Source organism: Streptomyces sp. NPDC057939 (genome assembly GCF_042887545.1).
Taxonomy (GTDB): Bacteria; Actinomycetota; Actinomycetes; order Streptomycetales; family Streptomycetaceae; genus Streptomyces.
In genome coordinates this window covers 86797-103906 of the sequence record NZ_JBHVPG010000022.1, presented here as the reverse complement: position 1 = coordinate 103906, position 17110 = coordinate 86797, and the positions used below count along the sequence as shown (strand labels likewise).

The following is a 17110-nucleotide window of genomic DNA, read 5'->3' as shown; positions in this document are numbered from 1 at the left end:
TGGTTCGGACGGGCGCCCGCAGGTCCAATCAGGCCGGCGCCGGCTCCGTCCGCGCGCGGGCCTTCTCCAGGCCGCGCACCATCGGCGGCGCGGCGAATCCGAGGAGTGCGAAGAGCGCCGCGAGGACCAGCCACCCCGTCGACGCCGCGCCGACGATCAGGGAGGTCATCAGCCACGGCCCGGCGAACTGCTGGAACCCGCGCCCCAGGGAGAACACCGCCTGGTACTCACCCTGCCGGCCCGCGGCGGCGAGCCCGAAGGCCAGGCCCCAGCTCGCCGAAGCCTGGAACAGCTCGCCCAGCACGAGCACCAGCGCGCCGCCCAGCAGGGCCGCGCTGTCCAGGAGCCCGCCGTGGCCCCCGCTCACCGAGAAGACCAGGCAGGAAGCCCCCAGTGCCCAGCCCGCCCAGCGCAGCATACGTGCCGAATCCGCCGGGGTACGCGCACCCCTGCTGACGGTGACCTGGAACAACAACACCAGGACGGTGTCCAGGATCAGCAGCCCGGACACCAGCAGAGCGGGCGCGTCGGTGGCGGTGACGATCCACAGCGGCAGACCGACCGTCAGCAACGGGTGGTACAGCTCCAGCGCACCGCACACCAGCGCGACCGCCACGTAGCGGACGTCCCGCAGGGCGCCGCTGCGCAGCACCCCGCCCGAGGCCTCGGCCGAGGAGGCCCGTGGACCGGCGCCCGCGGGCAGCCGCATCCCGAGCAGCAGGGCGACGCAGACCAACTGGAGGGCGGCGTTGGCGAGGACCGTCGCGTACAGGGCGGCCGAGGTGCCGGCCGCGATGGCGGCTCCGGCCAGCGCGGCGCCGCCGAGGAAGCCCAGGTTGAACAGGCTGCGCATCTGCGCGCTCACCCGGACCCGCTCGGTCTCGCCCACCAGCGCGTCGGTGAGCGACGCCTGGAGCGCGCCCGCCGAGGTTTCCAGGACCGCGATGACGCAGGCGACCGCGAGGAACGCGGCGAAGCCGTCCACCAGGCAGTACGCGGTGAAGCCGACGGCCGCTAGCAGGAAGTTGACGGTGAGCACCCGGCCCGCGCCGAGCCGGTCCGCGAGTCGCCCGATGGGCACGGTGCAGACCAGACCGCAGAGTCCGGCGACCGACAGGGCGAGGCCGACGCGCTGGGCGGGGATCCCGATGGTCCTGGTGAAGAACACGGCGCTCGCGGTGAGGAACACCCCGAGCCCCAGGGACTGGATGAGCGTGAGGACGCCGAGTTTGCGCGCGTTGCCGGCGGCCGGAACCGTCTCCCGGAACCAGGCGCGCAGCACGGCGCCGTACCGGCGTGCCTCAGCCATGCGGCGCGGCTCCGTCGGCCCGCTCGGTCCGCAGTCCGTAGACCTCCATTGAGGCGTGCACGGCAGCCCGCACCTCGGCGGCGCTCCGCCCGCGGAACCGGAAGATTCCGCAGCCCTCGTCGTAACTGCCGGGCCCGGTCATGACCTGGCCGATCGCCGGCAACTCCTCGTGGTAGACCTTGGGGACGGTCGACCGGGGCGAGGTGCGCGCGACGACCCGACCGGGCAGCTCGCGCGGAGCGGGGTAGATGAGCCAGCCGCCCGCCCGCGGGCCGAACGGTTCGGCCGGTTCGGACGGCTGCCACAGCGGGGGCAGGTCCAGGGCCGCGCGGAAGGCCTCGGCGAACAGGTCGATGCCGTGGAGGTCGACGTGCAGGAACGGCACCTGCGCGCCACCCGGCCGCAGCCCGACCTCCAGGAACACCAGCTCGCCGCCCGGCTGCCGGATCGCCTCCAGGTGGAAGGCGCCGTCGCGCAGTCCGAGCGCCCGCAGACACAGGTCGGCGAACGCCGTGAGCTCGTCGTGTTCGGGGCCGGGGTCGAGCAGGACCGATCCGAGCGGGCGGCCGTGCGCGTAGTCCAGGCAGGTGTGGACGTACTGGGAAGCGGTGACGAAGTGGAGGCGGCCGGAGCGGCGGACGCCGTCGACGTGGAAGATGTCGCCGTCGACGTACTCCTCGCACTCGTACGCCGAGACGTCGACGACGCTCGCGAGCGCATCACGCAGTTCCTCGGTGCTGCGGGCGATCGTGACTCCCTGGGAGCCCGCCGCGGCGCGCGGCTTGAGGACCAGGGGCAGACCGCCGAGGGCGTCCACGATGGTCTCCGCCGAGGGCGCGTCGTCGAGGTGCCGGAACCGGGGCACCCGCAGTCCGGCCGCGCCCACCGCGCTCTTCATGGCGGGCTTGTCCTTGAACCGTTCCACGAGGTCGAGTCCGTAGCCGCCGGGGACGCCGAGCGCGGCCGAGAGGCGGGCGGCCGTGAGGATGTCGTACTCGGACTGGCCGAAGACTGCCTCGGGCGTGCCGTGCCGGTCCGCGATCTCCCGTACGAGGGGCAGCAGGTCGTCGTGGGCGAGGCTGTCGCACACATGGACCTCGGTCGCCCCGTCCTGGTCGAGCGCGGGCAGCCCGCCCGGCGTGGTGAGGTACACCATCCGGCAGGGGTGACCGTCGAGGAAACGGTGGTATTCGCCGAACTCGTCGCCGGAGCGGTTGAGGACGACGTACAGGGGTGTGGTCCGGTCGGTCACGCGGTCGCTCCCGGTCGCAGGGTGTCGGGCAGGCAGGCGTCCAGATCGGCGGCGCTCACCCGGTCGAAGCCGGGCGCGGGTTGATCCCGGTGGGCCGGGGTCCTGGCGAGGAAGGCCGCCGCGCGAGGCTCCCCGGCGCCGCCGAGGCGCTGCCAGAGGAGCTCCGCGAGGTCCGGCATCACCGGGAACGCCAGCAGGGACAAGCCCTTGAGCCACCAGTAGGCGCCGTCCTCGGCCGCGTGGGCGACCGTCTCGTCCGCGCACCAGCGGTCGAGCGCCGCGACCGCGCGCCGGGTCGAGACGCGCGTGGCGTCGAGCGCCGCGGACTGCTCGGCGAGCAGGAGTTCCAGGAGGGCGACGACGGCCGGGGCGGGCGCCTGCGGCGGCCCTTCGGGCAGCCGGCTCCAGGCGGCGTCGATCTGCTTGCCGAGGCCGTCGGCCAGCGTGGCGTTCGCGGTCCGGAGGAAGTCCGCCGCCTCGAAGCTCGCCGCCCCGGACTCCAGATCGGCCCCGGCGAGGTGGTACCGGACGGTGTCCACGCCGATGACCGGCGACGCGGCGATGTCCGCCGCCCAGATGGCGTGCCGGGCGCTGGTGGAGAACTTCTGTCCGGCCAACTGGTAGAAGTGGTTGATCAGGCACCGGTCGTACGGCTTCATGTCGCCGTGCAACAGGCTGGTGCCGACGATCGACACCAGGGTGGGGATCACGTTGTCGATCCCCAGGGTGGTGATGGTCGTGACCCCGGAGTCCGGGTCGAAGGCGTTCACACCGCTCCCGGAGAGCCGGCCGTGGACGGCGCCGGCGAGGCGGGCGAACATGAAGATCCCGGCGTAGGGGAAGAGGGCGCGGGGCACGTCCGGCTCGGCAGCGGGCAGCGGAAGCCCCCACGTTTGCGGGGCGCTGAGCCGTACGGTCAGGCCGTCGTGCTCCAGGAAACGCGCCACGGTCGCCCGGTAGCGGTCGGCGATGCCCAGGTCGACGAGCGTGGCGTCCAGGACATCGCGGTCCGGAAGCCGCAGGAACAGGCTGGAGATCTCCCGCCAGGTCAGCGGCCCCTCGTCGAGGAGGGGCAGCGGCTCGACGACCGACTCGGGCAGGAAGTGCGCACTGCACTCCTCACAGAAGTAGCTGGTGATGCCCGCACCGCATTCGGGGCAGCGGCCCCGGAGCCAGCCGCCCACCACCCAGCGGTCCGACGCCGCGCAGTGGGGCACGCGCTCGGTGCGCGCGATCACCGCGCCCCGGGCCGTCAGCCGCTCGACGGAGGCGGCGACCTCCTGCTCGAACTCCTCCTTCCAGGGCTGCTGATCGGGAACGATGAACGCGTCGACATCGATGCGCAGGGCGGCCAGGTCGTCCTGGATACGCCGTCCGTAGCGGGCGGCGACCTCGCCGGGAGTGGAATCCTCGGCGTGTGCCCTGAGCGCCACGTACGACTCGTACACGTCACTGCCGGTGATCACCAACGGCAGGTCGCCGCGGACCCGCAGATGTCGGGCGATCATGTCCGACCACAGGAACGGGCCGCCGATGTGGCCGAGGTGCAGCGGGCCGTTGGGCGTGGCCTCGGGCGGCACAAGCAGGTAGTGCCGGGGTACGTGCGCGTCCCCGGTCAGCAGGCTCATGTTCGCGTTCTCCCGTCGAGCAGGTTCAGTGCGTCCTCGGCCATGGCCGGGGCGAGTCGGAAGCCGGAGCCGGAGCCGCCGATGGCCATGACCACACGGTCGTCGCCGACCGTGGCCACGACCGGCAGATGGCCGGGGGTGAAGCAGTCGCTGAAGACCCGGCCGCCGATCAGGTGCGGCAGGAATCCCGGTACGTGCCGGGCGAGCAGGTCCCGGGCGATGTCCCGGTCGCGGGCATCGATCGTGAGCGGCTCGTCCGGGCCGCGGTCCCAGTCGGGCGAGGTGATGCTGAGGATCCAGTGGCCGCCGGGCCGGTGGGGCAGCAGGAAGGCGTCGGCGTCCTCCATGACGAGTGCCGGGGCGCCCGGCGGGGGCGGCGTCATGATGTGGAACGCCACCACCTTCTTGACCCGGGCCCCGCACTCGCGCGCCGCCGTCGCCACCGGTCCGTCCAGGACCCAGGGGCCCGGCGCGAGGACCGTCCTGGCAGCTGTGATCCGGCTGCCGTCGGCGGCGACCAGTTCGACGGGGCCGCCCGTACGGCGTACTTCGGCCACCCGGAAGCCCTCCAGGAGGGTGTTGCCCGGACGGCCGAGAACCTCGTCGAGGAGCCGGTCGGTGAGCCATTGGGGCTGCCCCGCCGTCATTGCGGTGCTGGACAGCAGGACCTCGTCACCGCGGTGGGCGAGCCCGGGGAACGTCAGGTCGAGCAGGGCCCGCTGCTCCGCGGTGACCGGACGCGTGTGGCCGCCGTCGGCCATGGTCGCGTCGAGCGCGGCCCTGTTCCCACGCGCCACGAGCCAGCGGACTTCGACCGGCGCGCGTCCGGCGTCGCCGAGTTCGGCGGCGAGCTCGGCGAAGAGCGCGGTGCTGCGGGCGGCCAGCGCGCGCCGAGCCGGACTGTGTCCCGTGGTCGTGTCGAACCCGGCCGAGAACCGGGTCGCGCCCGTCCCCCGTCCGGCATGCGTGATCACGGCGACGCGGCGCTCCGGGTTCCGACGTACGGCGTAGTACGCGACGAGGGCGCCGACCGCGCCCGCGCCGACGACGGCGAGGTCGTAGTGAGGGGCCTCACCGGTCCCGGTGGTGCGCTCACTCATCGGGAGCCGACCACCAGAAGGAGTAGATGACCAGTTCCTCGCCCTGGTCGGCGAAGATCTCGTGGCGGGCCTGCGAGGCGAAGCCCACCAACGAGCCGGGCCCGACCTGCGACCGTTCGCCGTCCACCTCCAGGGTGCCCGAACCGGCCTGGACCACCCAGATCTCCTGGACCGCGTGCTGGTCGGGCGAGCTGGTCCCGCCGCGCGGCACGGTGAAGCGGGCCGCCTCGAACGGCACGTGGGGGAAGACCGAACGGGCGAAGTCCGCCTCGGCGACGGTCACTCCGTCGGGCTCCACCTCGGTCGGACCGAAGGGGACGAGAACGCCGCCCGCCTCGGCCTGGAACTGCGGGACCCGGGCCACCTGCGGCAGCTGACGAGTGGTCATACGGGATACCTCGTCTCACCCAGGATGCTGTTGAGGATGACCGCGCTGCGCCAGGCGAGCAGGCTGAGATTGGGGTCGGCGACGCCCCAGGAGTGCCGGGCGCCGTTCTGCAGGTGGATCCGGTTCTCCGCGGGCCCGTCCCAGGCGACCGAGAAGTCCTCGCCGACGACGAGCATCCCGCCGTCCCTCCGCAGCCGCGGGTCCAGCGGAGCCATGAACTCCGGCAGCTCGTAGGCGTATCCGGTGCTCAGGATCACGATGTCGGCGGCGAGTACCGCGGGTGCGTCCGGACCCGAGGACTCGACGACGAGCTTCCACTCCTCGGGGCCGCCCTCGATCGCGGTGACCGCGCAGTCCGCGAGGAAGCGCAACCTGCCGGGGCTGTTCTCGATGAACTCGTCGCGGTAGCTCAACCGGTAGATGTCCTGCAGGACCTGGAGGTCGATGCCGTCACTGGTGTACTTCTGCCGCTCCAGGAGCCGGGCCTTGTGATCGGTGGGCAACGCGTGGAAGCGGCGTACGTACTCGGGCGTGTAGAGGTCGTTGGCGAACGGCGAGTCGTCCATCGGCAGGAACGACGAGCGCCGGCTGACCCAGGTGATGCTCTCGGGGGCCGCGCCGACCGCCAGGTGGCGCACGATCTCCGCGCCGCTCTGGCCGCCGCCGATCACGACGACCCGGCGTCCGGTCACCTCGGGGGCCCGCAGCAGGAACTCCCCGGAGTGGAAGACGGTGGGGCCGAGGAAGGGGCGGAACGGCACGGGGACGGACGGGGCCAGCCCGGTGCCGAGCACGAGATGACGTGACGTCACCTCACCTTGTCCGGTACTGAGATGGAACGCTCCGTCGTGGAAGTCCACACTCCGCACGTCCGCCCCGAACGTCAGGCTCGGCAGCCGCCCGGCGACCCACTGGAGGTACTGGTTGAACTCGGCCCGCAGCACGGCCGGGAAGTCCGCCGCCAGGAACCGGTAGAGCCGACCCTCACTGGCGAGGAACGACAGGAACGAGAAGGGATTGGTCGGATCGACCAGGGTCACCAGGTCCTTGAGCAGCGAGACCTGGAGGGTCGCCTCGGGCAGCAGGAGTCCGGGGTGCCAGGAGAAGCTCTCGCGGCGTTCCAGGTGGACGCCGCGCAGCCCTTCGACCGGATGCGCGAGTGCGGCGAGGCTCATGTTCGCGGGGCCGATGCCGACGGCCGCGTAGTCGAGTATGTGCGCGTTCATGCTGGGATCCGCCGGCTCAGGCCGGGACGACGAGGTCGCCGAGCGCCTGCCAGCGGTCGAGGGCGCCCTGCGGCGAGTCGGCGGTGAACAGCGCGTGGCCGAGGCGCGAGCGGCAGTCCTCGACGTCCGGGATGGTCTCGCCCGGCGCGAAGTACACGGAGGTCTCGGTGACTTGCGGCAGTGCCTCCAGCTCCGACCACCCCGCGAGCTCCCGGTACGAGGAGCGGCCGGCGGCGGAGAAGAAACGAATGCCGGCGCTCTCGGCCTGCGGCCGCGCGAAGGCCCCTGCCGCCTCCGGATCGATGCCGAGCGCCATGGCGACGGCCACCCGGGGCAGGCTGACACCGGTCACGAGCCGCAGCAGCTCCACGATCCGGTCACCCGGCAGCCGGGCACCGATCTCGATGAGCACCGGACCCTCGGCCGCCACGCGCAGTTCGCAGTGGAAGGGGCCGCTGGTGATGCCGACGGCGCGTACGACCTCGCCGACGTACGCCTCGACGGCCTTCAGGGTGACGTCGTCGACGAGGGCCGGGGTGAGGTGGCCCAACTCCACGAAGTCGGGCTCGGGACCGAGCAGCGTACGGCTGAGAGCGACGACGACCACCTCGCCGCCCTCCAGGACGTAGCCGTCGGCACTGAACTCGGGGCCCTGGACGTACTCCTCGACGAGCACCCGGTGCTCGTGCAGCTTGCCCATGTCGGGCTCCGGGTCCGTCACGAGCCGCCGGAACGCGGCGGTGAGCTGGTCGAGGTCGTCGGCGCGGCTCACGTGGATGCTGCCGGAGCAGGCGACGGGCTTCAACACGCAGGGGAATCCGACCCGTTCGGCCGCGGCGCGCAGCTCGGCGTCCGTGGTCGCCTGGGCGAAGCGTGGGGTGCGCAGCCCGGCGTCCGCCACGGCGGCCCGCATGACGCTCTTGTCCCGGACCCGGTCGACCGTCGCCACGGGCAGGCCGGGCAGATCCAGCGCGGCGGCGACGCGCGCGGTCGCCGTCACGTAGATGTCGGAGCCCGGCAGCACGGCCTCGAACGGCTCGGCCCGGTGCAGTTCCAGCGCGGCGGCTTCGAGCGCGGCCTGGTCGTTGGTCTCGACCGTCAGCACCGAGTCGGCCGCAGCGCGCACGGCGTCGGAGAGCCGGCGGTCACCGGAGTCGGCGGTGGCGACGACGACCCGCAGCCCCATCTCGGCCGCGACGCCGATCAAGGTGGCGCCTCCGGAAGAGGCGGGTTCGACCACGAGTACGCGGGCAGGACGAAGTGCATCTGTGTGCGGCAAAGCGAAATCCCCCGGGCAGAGCTGTATGGACCGGACTGGTGATCACGGCCCTGATGACGATCTTTCTATGGGGGCGCCTCGACCCCGGTCAACGGATTACCGCAAGGAATCTCAGCAGGAGCGCCCCGGGCCGCACATTTTCCCGAACAGGATCCCTGCCGCCGCCTGTTCGGCCCTCAGGAGCGGAATGAACGCCTCAGCGGAGATCCTCGGCGGCGCGCCGCCGCCGGCCTGTTGGGGGACCGGCCGTTGTCGAGATCCTCCACCAGCAGGGCCTGATCGCCAATGTCCCGGCCCATCGGGGCCTCCTGGCCGAACGAGGCCCGCACGGGCACCCCTCGGCGGCTCGTCCACCGCAGGAAGCCTTCTTGTGCGTTGGCCGCGGACGGTGTTGGCTCTCTTTGGATCATGGCCGGCTCCGGTGCCGGCCAGATCGAACAGGGGGGAATCCTGATGAGTGCTCACCGCGTTCGCGGACTCGGGTCCGCTGCTGCCGTCGCTGCGTCCGGGTTGGCGATCGGCCTCGCCCTCACGGCCGGCATGGCTCAGGCCGACGCCACGACGCCGGATCCCGTACCGAGCACCAACTGCACGCCGGGCCCGACCCACACGCCGTCCCCCACCCGCAGTCCGGTTCCGGTTCCGAGCGCCTCGGCCACATCCACGCCCACGTCCACGTCGTCGCCGACGCCGCGTCCGACCACCTCGTCGATGCCGACATGGGCTGCGGCGGCGAGGTCCGTGTCGGTACCTGCTGTGAGCTCCGCCTCGACCTCGACCTCGACCTCAGCCTCGACCTCGGCAACCGCATCCGCTCCCGCTGTAACGGAGGTTCCGGAGGCGACCCCCACGTGCGCGCCGACCCCGACGGCTGTGCCGTCCCCGACGTTGGCTCCGAGCACTCCTCCGTCCCCGACGTCAGTCCCGAGCACACCTCCGTCCCCGACGCCGAGGCCCTCCGTGTTCCCGTCGAGTCCCGCACGGTGACGTAGCAGGTGAGCCTCACGCCGCTTTCCGCTCCGGAACCCTAGCGTGGCCCCATGACGAGAAATCAGTACACGGGGCGGCGAGCGGCCGTGGTGCTCTGCGTGACGGCGGTCTTGATGGGACCGGCAAGCCCGGTCGGCGCGGCCACCGGGATCTCGGCAGCCGAGTCGGTCCCGCGGCCCGATGCCCTCGTCTACATCGCCAACCTCAACTCCGACACGGTGTCGGTCGTCCAGTCCCGCACCGGCACGGTGGTGGACACCGTTCCCGTCGGGGACGGACCGGACAGCGTGGCCGTCAGCACGGACGGCTCCCGCGTCTACGTCACCAATTCCGCGGCGGATACCGTATCGGTGATCGACGGTCGCACCAGGACGGTCATCGCCACCGTCGCCGTCGGGGTCGAACCGAGCAGAGTGACCATCTCCCCTGACGACCAGAACGTCTACGTCGCCAACGTCGGGTCGGACACCGTGTCGGTGATCAGCGCCCGCACCCGATCCGTGACGGACACCATCGCGGTGGGCGATGCCCCACTGGGCGTGTCGGTGACTGCCGACGGATGCACCCTGTACGTCGCCAACGCCGCGTCCGGCACCGTATCGGTGGTCCGGACCGCCACCGGAACCGTCGCCGGCACCATCCCCGTCGGCACCGGACCGACCGCCCTGGTGCTCACCCCGGACGGCCGGCACCTGTACGTCTCCAACCTGACCTCGGACGACGTGTCGGTGGTGGACGTTCACGACGGCGCGGAATCGGAGCGCATCCCGGTCGGTGACCGGCCCGCGGGGATCGGGGTGCGACCGGACGGCCGGCAGGTCTACGTGGCCAATGCCGGGTCCGACAGCGTGTCCGTGATCAGCACCCGCAGCCGTTCCGTCACCGACACCGTCGCAGTGGGCGACGGGCCCAACGGTCTGGCCGTCGGTCCGGCCGGCTCCCAGGTCTACGTCAGCAACTTCGACGCGGACACCCTCTCCGTCATCGACACCTCCACGGCCCGCACATCCGACACGGTGGCCGTGGGCGACGGTCCGACCGGCGTGGCGGTGGCACAAGGCAGGAAGACCTGACCAGGGTGCCGAGAGGCGGGACACGCCGGAGTCGGTGGCAGGTCGGCGAAGCTGCGGGGAAGGACGGACAGACCGGAGGGACACCTACGGTGTTCTGCCGGCGGCGGAACACCGACCGGACCGGGACCGTCGATCACTACAGTCCCGTCCCATGACGCCGACTACGACGATCACGACGATCACGACACGTACGGTCGAGTACCCGGCCGACGGTTTGACGATGATCGGGCACCTCGCGCTCCCGGCCGGTGTCGACCGCCGGCCCGCGGTGCTGCTCGGACCGGAGGGCACGGGGCTCAGCGACGTCGAGCGCCGACGGGCCGATGCCCTCGCCGAGCTGGGATACGTCGCGCTGGCCTTCGACCTTCACGGCGGGCGCTATTTGGGTGATCCCGAGGAGATGCTCGCCCGTTGCATGCCACTGCTCGCCGATCCCGACCGGATGCGACACATCGGCCACGCGGCACTCGACGAGTTGCGCGCGGAGCCCCGGACCGACCCCGACCGGATCGCCGCCATCGGCTACGGCACCGGGGGAGCCATCGCGCTGGAACTCGGGCGCGACGGCGCCGACCTGCGCGCGATCGGGACGGTCAACGCGACCACCACGGGCCGACCGGGCGAGGCGGCGCGCATCCGATGCCCGGTGTGGGCCGGGGTCGGATCGGAAGACCCGATCATGTCGCCCGCGCAACGAAACGCGTTCACCACTGAGATGCAGGCCGCAGGTGTCGACTGGCGCCTGACGGTCTACGGCGGCGCCCTGCACGCCTTCCACCACCCAACGGTCGACCACCCCACGGTCCCCGGCGTCGGCCACCACCCACGGCACGCTCAGCGAGCCTGGCGCGACATCGTCGACCTGCTCGCCGAGTGCCTGTCGTGACCGAGGACCTGACCTGAGGGCATGATCCTCGTGACCCGTGGATCGGACCGTGCAACGGGAGGCCGGTGGCTTCACCGGCCTGGTCGATGGAGGAGGAACGAAGTGGCGTCTTCAGTGCCCGAGCTGTACGAACGGATCGCGGAGCGTTTCGGGGAACTGATCCTTGGCTGCCCGCCGGACAGATGGGAGGATCCGTCCCCGTGTCCAGGATGGACGGCTCGGGACGTTGCCGCCCACGTGGTCTCGAACCACCGACGGGCCGTCGCCGGGCTGGACGGGTCAGCCTATTCCGCGCCTGCTCGGGGCGAGGACCTGGCTCACGCATGGGACGAGGCATCTGGGGAGGTCAAGACCGCCTTGCGTGACCCGATGAAGGCCCGTGCTCTCCTGGGAGAGGAATTCGGCTCCATCCCGTTCGAGGAGTTCGTGAGGCGGATGGCGTGTGCCGATACCTTGATCCACGGATGGGACCTGGCGCGGGCGACCGGTCAGGACGAGGCACTGGACTCCGAAGCCGTGGCCGTCGCGACGGAGATTCTGCGTCCGGAAGACGGAGACATTCGGATGCCGAGGGCGTTCGGCGCCAAGGTCTCCTCGGCCGCCGATGCGGACGCCCAGACCAGGTTGCTCAATTTCCTGGGCCGCACGGTGTAGTCGGGATGCCGTTCTCCTGCTCCTCGCGCGCGGCCGATATGCGGAAGGCAGCTGCGAGAGCCGCAGTGTTCGCGTGGTTCACGAGCAGCGGCAGCACCGGGTGGCCGGCGCTCAGTGGCGGTAGGCGGCTGCCGCGATCTCGATGAACGACCGGATCAACGGATTGGCGTCGCCTTCGTTGCACACCGCCACCACTCGGCTCGGCACCATGTCGACCAGCGGCACCACGGTCAGCTCCGCGGGGAGGTCGTGTCCGAGGGGGGCCAGGCCGACCGTGCCGTTCCACAACACGGCGTGCAGGCATTCCTGGACGGCGCGCACGACCGGGCCCTCGCGCGGCGTGCCGCCGTTCCAGTACGACTGCCAGAGGGGGTCGGTGCCCTGCGGGAACTGGAACCAGCGCCGGTCGCTCAGCTCGGCCAGCCACAGCCGCTCGCGCTGGGCCGGCGGATCGTCGGCGCGCAGGACCGCACCGACCGGATCGGTTCGCAGGACACGCACCGTCAGGGCGGTCTCGTCGAAGGGCGCCCGGGTCAGCGCGACGTCGACCAGTCCGGCGCGCAGACCGCAGGTCGGGTCGGTCAGATCGGTGTCGCGGATGCGGATGTCGATGCCGGGGTGGGTTCGGCGGTAGGCGGAGGCCAACCTGGACACTCCCGGGTCGGTGCTGTCGCCCAGGATGCCGACGGTGATGGTCGCCGCGCCGGCTGCCGCGTCGACGCGCACCCGGACGCGGTCGGCGTGGTCCAGCAGGGCCCGCGCCTCGTCGAGCAGCACCGTGCCCACCGGAGTGAGCGTCACACCGGCGTGTGAGCGGCCGAAGAGCAGGGCCCCGACGTCGGCCTCCAACCTCTTGATCGCACGGCTCAGTGGCGGCTGGCTCATGTGCAGTCGGGTGGCGGCCCGGCCGAAGTGGAGTTCCTCGGCGACGGCCACGAAATAGCGCAAGGTCCGTAGGTCCACGCTGCGACGATACCCACAGGGCATCGCCGCAGCGGGATGGGTCTTGGACACGGGCCCGCCCCGGGCGGTGCACTTGTGGGCATGACCGAAGAAGCAGAGCCCCACGCGTCGCACGCCGCCCCCGCGATATCCGTGGTGGGCCCCGGCGACGGCGAGACGATCGTTCTGGGAACCACGCGCATGCGCGTCCTGGAGGACGGCAGCCACACCGGGCACCGCCTCGCGATCGCCGAGTCCGTGCTCGCTCCGCACACCCAGGGGCCGCCGCAGCACCGCCACGCCCGGCAAGACGAGGGCTTCTACGTCCTCTCCGGGACCGTGCGGTTCACCGTCGGTGACGAGGGCCACGACGCCACCACGGGAACGCTCGTGATCGTTCCGCCCGGTACCCCGCACACCTTCGCCAACCCCACCGACCAACCCGCCGTCATGCTCAGCACCTTCACCCCCGACCTGTACGTGCAGTACTTCCGGGACCTGCAGGAAGGACTCGCCGGCGGCCTGCCGTTGACGCCCGAGGCCAATGCCGCCGCGATGAGCCGCTACGCGACGGAGCCTGCCACCGACTTCGCCTGAGGTAGTCGATGCCCCTCGGGCACATCGGCCGGAGCCGGAGCGCTTGCTGTCCATGGAAGCGTTCCGGCACGCTCCGGTGCACCGAAGTGGAGGCTCGATTGATGAGCACGCTTCGCGCCTTGGGAGCCACAATGCCTACCAGGACTCGTCGTCGGGGCAAGCGTGTCATCATGCCCGCCTCGGCACCAAGGGGGACGGCAGTGGTCAGGGTGGTCCCGTAGCGGAAAGGGGCAAGTTGTGAAGGGAGTTGGCCACGGGGGCGCGGCCGGTCCGGGAACCGTGACGACCCGGTTCAGCGACCGGTTGCACGTGACCCGGCCTTGGCCGCGAGAGCTGCGGCCCTACGTGCACAGCTACGACGGATACCGGGTGGCGGCGACGACTGCCTACCGGGTTCGGCTCGTCCCCAGGGGGCGAGCCGTCGTGGTGATCAATCTCGGGGAGCCGTTCGCCCAGGTGTTCCGGCTGAGGGAAACGGGTCCCGCCGTACGTGTGGTCGGGTCGCTGGTCGCGGGGCTCGAAGACGGTCCGCGGGTGTGCGATCACCCGGGTGGCCAGGAGGCGATACGACTCGAACTGACTCCGCTCGGTGCGTACCGACTTTTCGCCGTGCCCATGAAGGAGTTGACGAACGCGGTGTTCGAGCTGCGGGACGTCCTCGGCCCCGGTTCGGACGAGTTGGTGGAGCGGATGTCGGAAACCCCCGATTGGGGCCGGCGGTTCGACCTGCTGGACGCCGCGTTGCTGGCCCGGCTGGACCACGGCCCGGAGCCCTCGCCCGAGGTTGCGCATGCCTGGCGGCTGCTCACGCGGTCGGCGGGCACGATCCCTGTCGCCCGAATAGCGGCCGAAGTGGGTTGGAGTCACGGTCACTTGATTCGACGCTTCACCCACCAGGTCGGCCTGACACCGAAGATGTCCGCCCGGGTGCTGCGCTTCCACCGGTCGGTGGAGTTGCTGTCCGGCAGGTGGAGGGACCTCAGCGAAGTGGCGGCCACCTGTGGCTTCTACGACCAAGCCCACCTCAACCGCGAGTTCCGGGCCCTGGCCGACGTCACACCCGCCGAAATGGCGACCGCACGCCGCGTGGAGGGCGCCCACGAGCTGTGAGGGGCGAGCCGCCGGCGGCCGACTCCGAGCGGCGAGATCAAATTTGTCCAAGCAGGACCGACCTTGTCGTCTCTAAGGTCCCCGGAGAGTACGCAGTCGTTCCGCGCAGTCACAATCAAGGGGATACGCATGTCGGTGCCGAATCCGAGGTCGGGCAACCAGCCCGCACGCCGCGGCCGGTGGGAGCGGTTCAAGTTGACACGCCCGTTCTCGCCCCAGGACCTGGCCGGTCTGTGGGGCTCGATCCTGGGCGTCGTGGCCCTCGCTCTCCTACTCGGGTGGGCCCTCGACATGAAGGGCGGTGTGGTGATCGTCGCGGCGATCCCGTTCATCTCCTCATGGTTCGACTCACGCCGCATCCTGTTCCAGTTCGACGCGGCCGGCGTACGGGTCGACGACGTGATGCTGCCCTGGAACGACGTCACCCAGTTCGTCGTGGCGACGCCCCAGGGCAGTGAGCACGTGCTGATCGGCGTACGGCTGCGCCAGGGGGCGACGGTACCGTCCGGTACGAGGGCAGGCGCGACGCATCCGGCGATGCCGGCGCTGCTGCACGTTCCCGTGCAGCGCGACAAGTTCGACCTGGCGAAAATGCTCACGAAGGCACGGAAGTACGCCCCGTCCCGCGTCCAGACAGTGGTGGCCGAGCCGACGGGAGAACGAGTGGCGTCGTGACACGGGGCAGGGTGCCGGGGGCCCGCTTGCGCCCAGCCCGGCCCCTGCCCAACTCTCCGTGGATGCGGGCCACCGAGTGGAAAGCCCCAGTCTGTCCGCCTTGTTGCCGTCCGGAAAAGCGGGGGGACTGGTCGCGCCTGTCCGTTGCGTCGTCGAGCTCGACCGCTCACTTAGGCGAGGGCCTCGGTGTTTCCCGTGCACGGCCAGGCCCGCGGCGCAGACGCCCATTCGGGGGTTCAGAGGCCGGCCACGAAGGTGCGGATCGCGGTCGCCACTTCCAGGGGGCGTTCCTGATGGGGCAGGTGGCCGGCGTCGGGGATGACGGTGAGCGTGCTGCCTGTGAGCGCGGCGAGTTCCTGCGGAACGGTCACGGGAACAGCGGCATCGAGTGAGCCGTGGACGTACGCGAGGGGTACGGCGATGTCGGCCAGCCACTCGCGCGGGTCGCAGGCGATCTGCTCGTCCATGAGGTTGTCGATGTGCGGGGACGCATCCAGGATCTGGCGTGCCGTCCATGCCCGCATGGCCTCCGACGCCTGCCCGGTGTAGAGGCTGTCGGTGAACGCCGAGATGGCAGCGGCCCGGTCTGCGGCCAGGGCGCCCAGCAGGCCGCGCAGCGGCTCCGGTCCGGCATGGGCCCAGTGGCCCGGTCCGTCGATGACCACGACGCCACCGAATCGGCCGCCGTCCGCACGTGCCGCCCGGCACGCGAACAGGCTGCCCACCGAACTGCCCACCAGCACAGGCCGTTCCAGGCCCAAACGGTCGACGACCACCCGAAGGTCCGCCGCGTTCTGCGCGATCGTGTTGCCCCACCACGTACGGTCGCTGCGCCCGCAGCCGCGCCAGTCGTAGGCAACCACGTGGTGATCGGCCGAGAGGTCGGCGATCACACGGTCCCAGACCCGCAGGCTCGCTCCCCAGCCATGGATGAGGACGACCGCGGCCCCCTCGCCGGCAGTCTCGTAGTACAGCTCGGCCCCATCGACCTCAGCACGCGCCATGCCGCCACTGTGCCACCGTCAAGCCGCTTCGCGAGCACGCACCACTGGCCGTCAAGAGTGAAACCCGGCGCCTCCCGGAGCGCGACCGCCTCCAGGCCACGCCCCGGTCGACGAACCGCGTGCGGTGGCTCGGGGCAGCCTGCTACGCCGCGTAGATCACCAGGGTCTGTCCCGGCCGGCCCGCCACGTGGAACGCCGTGTAGGCGTACGTGGCCACCCCGCCATCCGCGGAGCGGAGTCGCTTTCGACCGCCTCCACGTGCCTGGACCTCGAACCGCGGCCACCACTCCCGAACCTCGGAGCTGCCTTCGTGCAGTTCGTCGACGAGCCTCCCGTGGCGCGTATCCCCGGGACGGGATCCGGCCAGGGTGCGCACCCGTGCGAGCAGCCCCCGGGCCTCCTCTTCCCAGTCGATGAGGACCTCCCGTGCCCGGGGGTCCAGGAACGTCCAGCGCGCCAGGTTCGGAGCCCGCCCGTTCGAGGTGACGAGACCCGGGAACACCCGCTCGGTCGCGGGATTGTGGCTCAGTACCTCGTACGTCTCGTCGATCACGTATGCCGGGTGGGGCTGCAGCAACAGCGGCACGGCGGCCACTTCCGGATCCAGGGGCTCGGGCCCCTCGACGGAGGGTGCCCGTCCGGCGAGCCGGAACAGGTGGTCGCGTTCGTGGGCGTCGAGGCGCAGGACGCCCGCGAGGGCGTCGAGGACCTGGTCGGAGGCGCGGATGTGCCGCCCCTGTTCGAGGTACGTGTACCAGGTCGCGCTCATCCCGGCGAGCAGCGCCAGTTCCTCGCGCCGCAGCCCCGGGGTGCGACGTCGGCCGGTCAGGGGTAGCCCCACCTCCTGCGGGGTGATGCGCGCGCGCCTGCTGCGCAGGAAGGCCGCCAGTTCGTCGCGTCGCTGCTGGGAGTCGGACCCGCGCTCCGGCATGGCACTACCACCTTTGATTCCAGGATAAAGCGGCTCTGGATACCAGGGTAATGCCGCCGCACACTG

At 71.4% G+C, this 17110-nt stretch carries 17 protein-coding genes; 6 read left to right on the top strand and 11 right to left on the bottom strand.

Going from position 1 to position 17110, the window contains the following annotated elements; genetic code table 11:
- Nucleotides 1-28 precede the first annotated feature (28 nt).
- The 8 genes from ACFVS6_RS23635 to ACFVS6_RS23600 form a co-directional block, all read right to left on the bottom strand.
- Nucleotides 29-1309 (bottom strand): MFS transporter, encoded by a 1281-nt coding sequence (locus tag ACFVS6_RS23635; protein WP_389706585.1) that lies wholly within the window; start codon nucleotides 1307-1309, stop codon nucleotides 29-31.
- On the bottom strand, nucleotides 1302-2561 hold the full coding sequence (locus ACFVS6_RS23630; RefSeq protein ID WP_389706583.1) for an acetyl-CoA carboxylase biotin carboxylase subunit family protein: 1260 nt from the start codon (nucleotides 2559-2561) through the stop codon (nucleotides 1302-1304). The genes ACFVS6_RS23635 and ACFVS6_RS23630 overlap by 8 nt, the downstream gene beginning before the upstream one ends.
- Entirely contained in the window at nucleotides 2558-4189 is a 1632-nt protein-coding gene (locus ACFVS6_RS23625; protein WP_389706581.1) for a class I tRNA ligase family protein, read from the bottom strand. The genes ACFVS6_RS23630 and ACFVS6_RS23625 overlap by 4 nt, the downstream gene beginning before the upstream one ends.
- On the bottom strand, nucleotides 4186-5289 hold the full coding sequence (locus ACFVS6_RS23620) for an NAD(P)/FAD-dependent oxidoreductase (RefSeq protein WP_389706579.1): 1104 nt from the start codon (nucleotides 5287-5289) through the stop codon (nucleotides 4186-4188). The genes ACFVS6_RS23625 and ACFVS6_RS23620 overlap by 4 nt, the downstream gene beginning before the upstream one ends.
- Nucleotides 5282-5677, bottom strand: coding sequence for a cupin domain-containing protein (locus ACFVS6_RS23615; RefSeq protein ID WP_389706578.1), 396 nt, complete (start codon nucleotides 5675-5677; stop codon nucleotides 5282-5284). The genes ACFVS6_RS23620 and ACFVS6_RS23615 overlap by 8 nt, the downstream gene beginning before the upstream one ends.
- The gene (locus ACFVS6_RS23610; protein WP_389706576.1) at nucleotides 5674-6903 is read right to left on the bottom strand and encodes a lysine N(6)-hydroxylase/L-ornithine N(5)-oxygenase family protein; all 1230 of its coding nucleotides are present in this window, start codon (nucleotides 6901-6903) and stop codon (nucleotides 5674-5676) included. Before ACFVS6_RS23610 ends, ACFVS6_RS23615 begins: the two co-directional genes overlap by 4 nt.
- Nucleotides 6904-6919: 16 nt before the next feature.
- Nucleotides 6920-8110: an ATP-grasp domain-containing protein gene (locus tag ACFVS6_RS23605; protein ID WP_389706574.1), complete on the bottom strand. Its 1191-nt coding sequence runs from the start codon at nucleotides 8108-8110 to the stop codon at nucleotides 6920-6922.
- A 617-nt stretch (nucleotides 8111-8727) separates the two neighbouring features.
- Nucleotides 8728-9114 carry a hypothetical protein gene (locus ACFVS6_RS23600; protein WP_389706572.1) on the bottom strand — a complete coding sequence of 129 codons (387 nt, stop codon included), beginning with the start codon at nucleotides 9112-9114 and terminating at the stop codon, nucleotides 8728-8730.
- Nucleotides 9115-9222: 108 nt separating this feature from the next.
- On the opposite strand from ACFVS6_RS23600, the gene ACFVS6_RS23595 reads away from it, so the two are divergent.
- The 3 genes from ACFVS6_RS23595 (at nucleotide 9223) to ACFVS6_RS23585 (ending at nucleotide 11785) form a co-directional block, all read left to right on the top strand.
- Nucleotides 9223-10245, top strand: a complete 1023-nt coding sequence (locus ACFVS6_RS23595) for a beta-propeller fold lactonase family protein (RefSeq protein ID WP_389706570.1) — start codon at nucleotides 9223-9225, stop codon at nucleotides 10243-10245.
- A gap of 169 nt (nucleotides 10246-10414) precedes the next feature.
- The gene (locus tag ACFVS6_RS23590) at nucleotides 10415-11131 is read left to right on the top strand and encodes a dienelactone hydrolase family protein (protein WP_389706637.1); all 717 of its coding nucleotides are present in this window, start codon (nucleotides 10415-10417) and stop codon (nucleotides 11129-11131) included.
- 21 nt (nucleotides 11132-11152) lie between these two features.
- Entirely contained in the window at nucleotides 11153-11785 is a 633-nt protein-coding gene (locus tag ACFVS6_RS23585) for a TIGR03086 family metal-binding protein (protein WP_389706569.1), read from the top strand.
- A gap of 111 nt (nucleotides 11786-11896) precedes the next feature.
- Here ACFVS6_RS23585 and ACFVS6_RS23580 read toward each other — a convergent pair whose 3' ends face one another.
- Nucleotides 11897-12772: a LysR family transcriptional regulator gene (locus tag ACFVS6_RS23580; protein ID WP_389706567.1), complete on the bottom strand. Its 876-nt coding sequence runs from the start codon at nucleotides 12770-12772 to the stop codon at nucleotides 11897-11899.
- 57 nt (nucleotides 12773-12829) lie between these two features.
- Here ACFVS6_RS23580 and ACFVS6_RS23575 point away from each other — a divergent pair, with 57 nt between their 5' ends.
- The 3 genes from ACFVS6_RS23575 (at nucleotide 12830) to ACFVS6_RS23565 (ending at nucleotide 15109) form a co-directional block, all read left to right on the top strand.
- Nucleotides 12830-13324, top strand: a complete 495-nt coding sequence (locus tag ACFVS6_RS23575; RefSeq protein WP_389706565.1) for a cupin domain-containing protein — start codon at nucleotides 12830-12832, stop codon at nucleotides 13322-13324.
- Nucleotides 13325-13603: 279 nt separating this feature from the next.
- Nucleotides 13604-14434 carry a helix-turn-helix domain-containing protein gene (locus ACFVS6_RS23570; RefSeq protein WP_389706563.1) on the top strand — a complete coding sequence of 277 codons (831 nt, stop codon included), beginning with the start codon at nucleotides 13604-13606 and terminating at the stop codon, nucleotides 14432-14434.
- 129 nt (nucleotides 14435-14563) lie between these two features.
- Nucleotides 14564-15109 carry a hypothetical protein gene (locus ACFVS6_RS23565; RefSeq protein ID WP_389706561.1) on the top strand — a complete coding sequence of 182 codons (546 nt, stop codon included), beginning with the start codon at nucleotides 14564-14566 and terminating at the stop codon, nucleotides 15107-15109.
- Between the two features lie 236 nt (nucleotides 15110-15345).
- On the opposite strand, the gene ACFVS6_RS23560 is transcribed toward ACFVS6_RS23565, so the two are convergent.
- Both ACFVS6_RS23560 and ACFVS6_RS23555 read right to left on the bottom strand, forming a co-directional pair.
- Complete coding sequence (locus ACFVS6_RS23560) at nucleotides 15346-16113, bottom strand: alpha/beta fold hydrolase (protein ID WP_389706560.1); 768 nt, start codon at nucleotides 16111-16113, stop codon at nucleotides 15346-15348.
- A 142-nt stretch (nucleotides 16114-16255) separates the two neighbouring features.
- Nucleotides 16256-17044 carry a helix-turn-helix transcriptional regulator gene (locus ACFVS6_RS23555; RefSeq protein ID WP_389706559.1) on the bottom strand — a complete coding sequence of 263 codons (789 nt, stop codon included), beginning with the start codon at nucleotides 17042-17044 and terminating at the stop codon, nucleotides 16256-16258.
- Nucleotides 17045-17110: the final 66 nt, after the last annotated feature.

Bases quoted from the DNA above. Each gene is read 5' to 3' on its own strand.
- ACFVS6_RS23625 (WP_389706581.1), bottom strand. From the start codon at position 4,189: ATGAGCCTGCTGACCGGGGACGCGCACGTACCCCGGCACTACCTGCTT.
- ACFVS6_RS23635 (WP_389706585.1), bottom strand. From the start codon at position 1,309: ATGGCTGAGGCACGCCGGTACGGCGCCGTGCTGCGCGCCTGGTTCCGG.
- ACFVS6_RS23595 (WP_389706570.1), top strand. From the start codon at position 9,223: ATGACGAGAAATCAGTACACGGGGCGGCGAGCGGCCGTGGTGCTCTGC.
- ACFVS6_RS23560 (WP_389706560.1), bottom strand. From the start codon at position 16,113: ATGGCGCGTGCTGAGGTCGATGGGGCCGAGCTGTACTACGAGACTGCC.
- ACFVS6_RS23585 (WP_389706569.1), top strand. From the start codon at position 11,153: ATGATCCTCGTGACCCGTGGATCGGACCGTGCAACGGGAGGCCGGTGG.
- ACFVS6_RS23555 (WP_389706559.1), bottom strand. From the start codon at position 17,044: ATGCCGGAGCGCGGGTCCGACTCCCAGCAGCGACGCGACGAACTGGCG.
- ACFVS6_RS23615 (WP_389706578.1), bottom strand. From the start codon at position 5,677: ATGACCACTCGTCAGCTGCCGCAGGTGGCCCGGGTCCCGCAGTTCCAG.
- ACFVS6_RS23620 (WP_389706579.1), bottom strand. From the start codon at position 5,289: ATGAGTGAGCGCACCACCGGGACCGGTGAGGCCCCTCACTACGACCTC.
- ACFVS6_RS23565 (WP_389706561.1), top strand. From the start codon at position 14,564: ATGTCGGTGCCGAATCCGAGGTCGGGCAACCAGCCCGCACGCCGCGGC.
- ACFVS6_RS23580 (WP_389706567.1), bottom strand. From the start codon at position 12,772: ATGCCCTGTGGGTATCGTCGCAGCGTGGACCTACGGACCTTGCGCTAT.
- ACFVS6_RS23575 (WP_389706565.1), top strand. From the start codon at position 12,830: ATGACCGAAGAAGCAGAGCCCCACGCGTCGCACGCCGCCCCCGCGATA.
- ACFVS6_RS23610 (WP_389706576.1), bottom strand. From the start codon at position 6,903: ATGAACGCGCACATACTCGACTACGCGGCCGTCGGCATCGGCCCCGCG.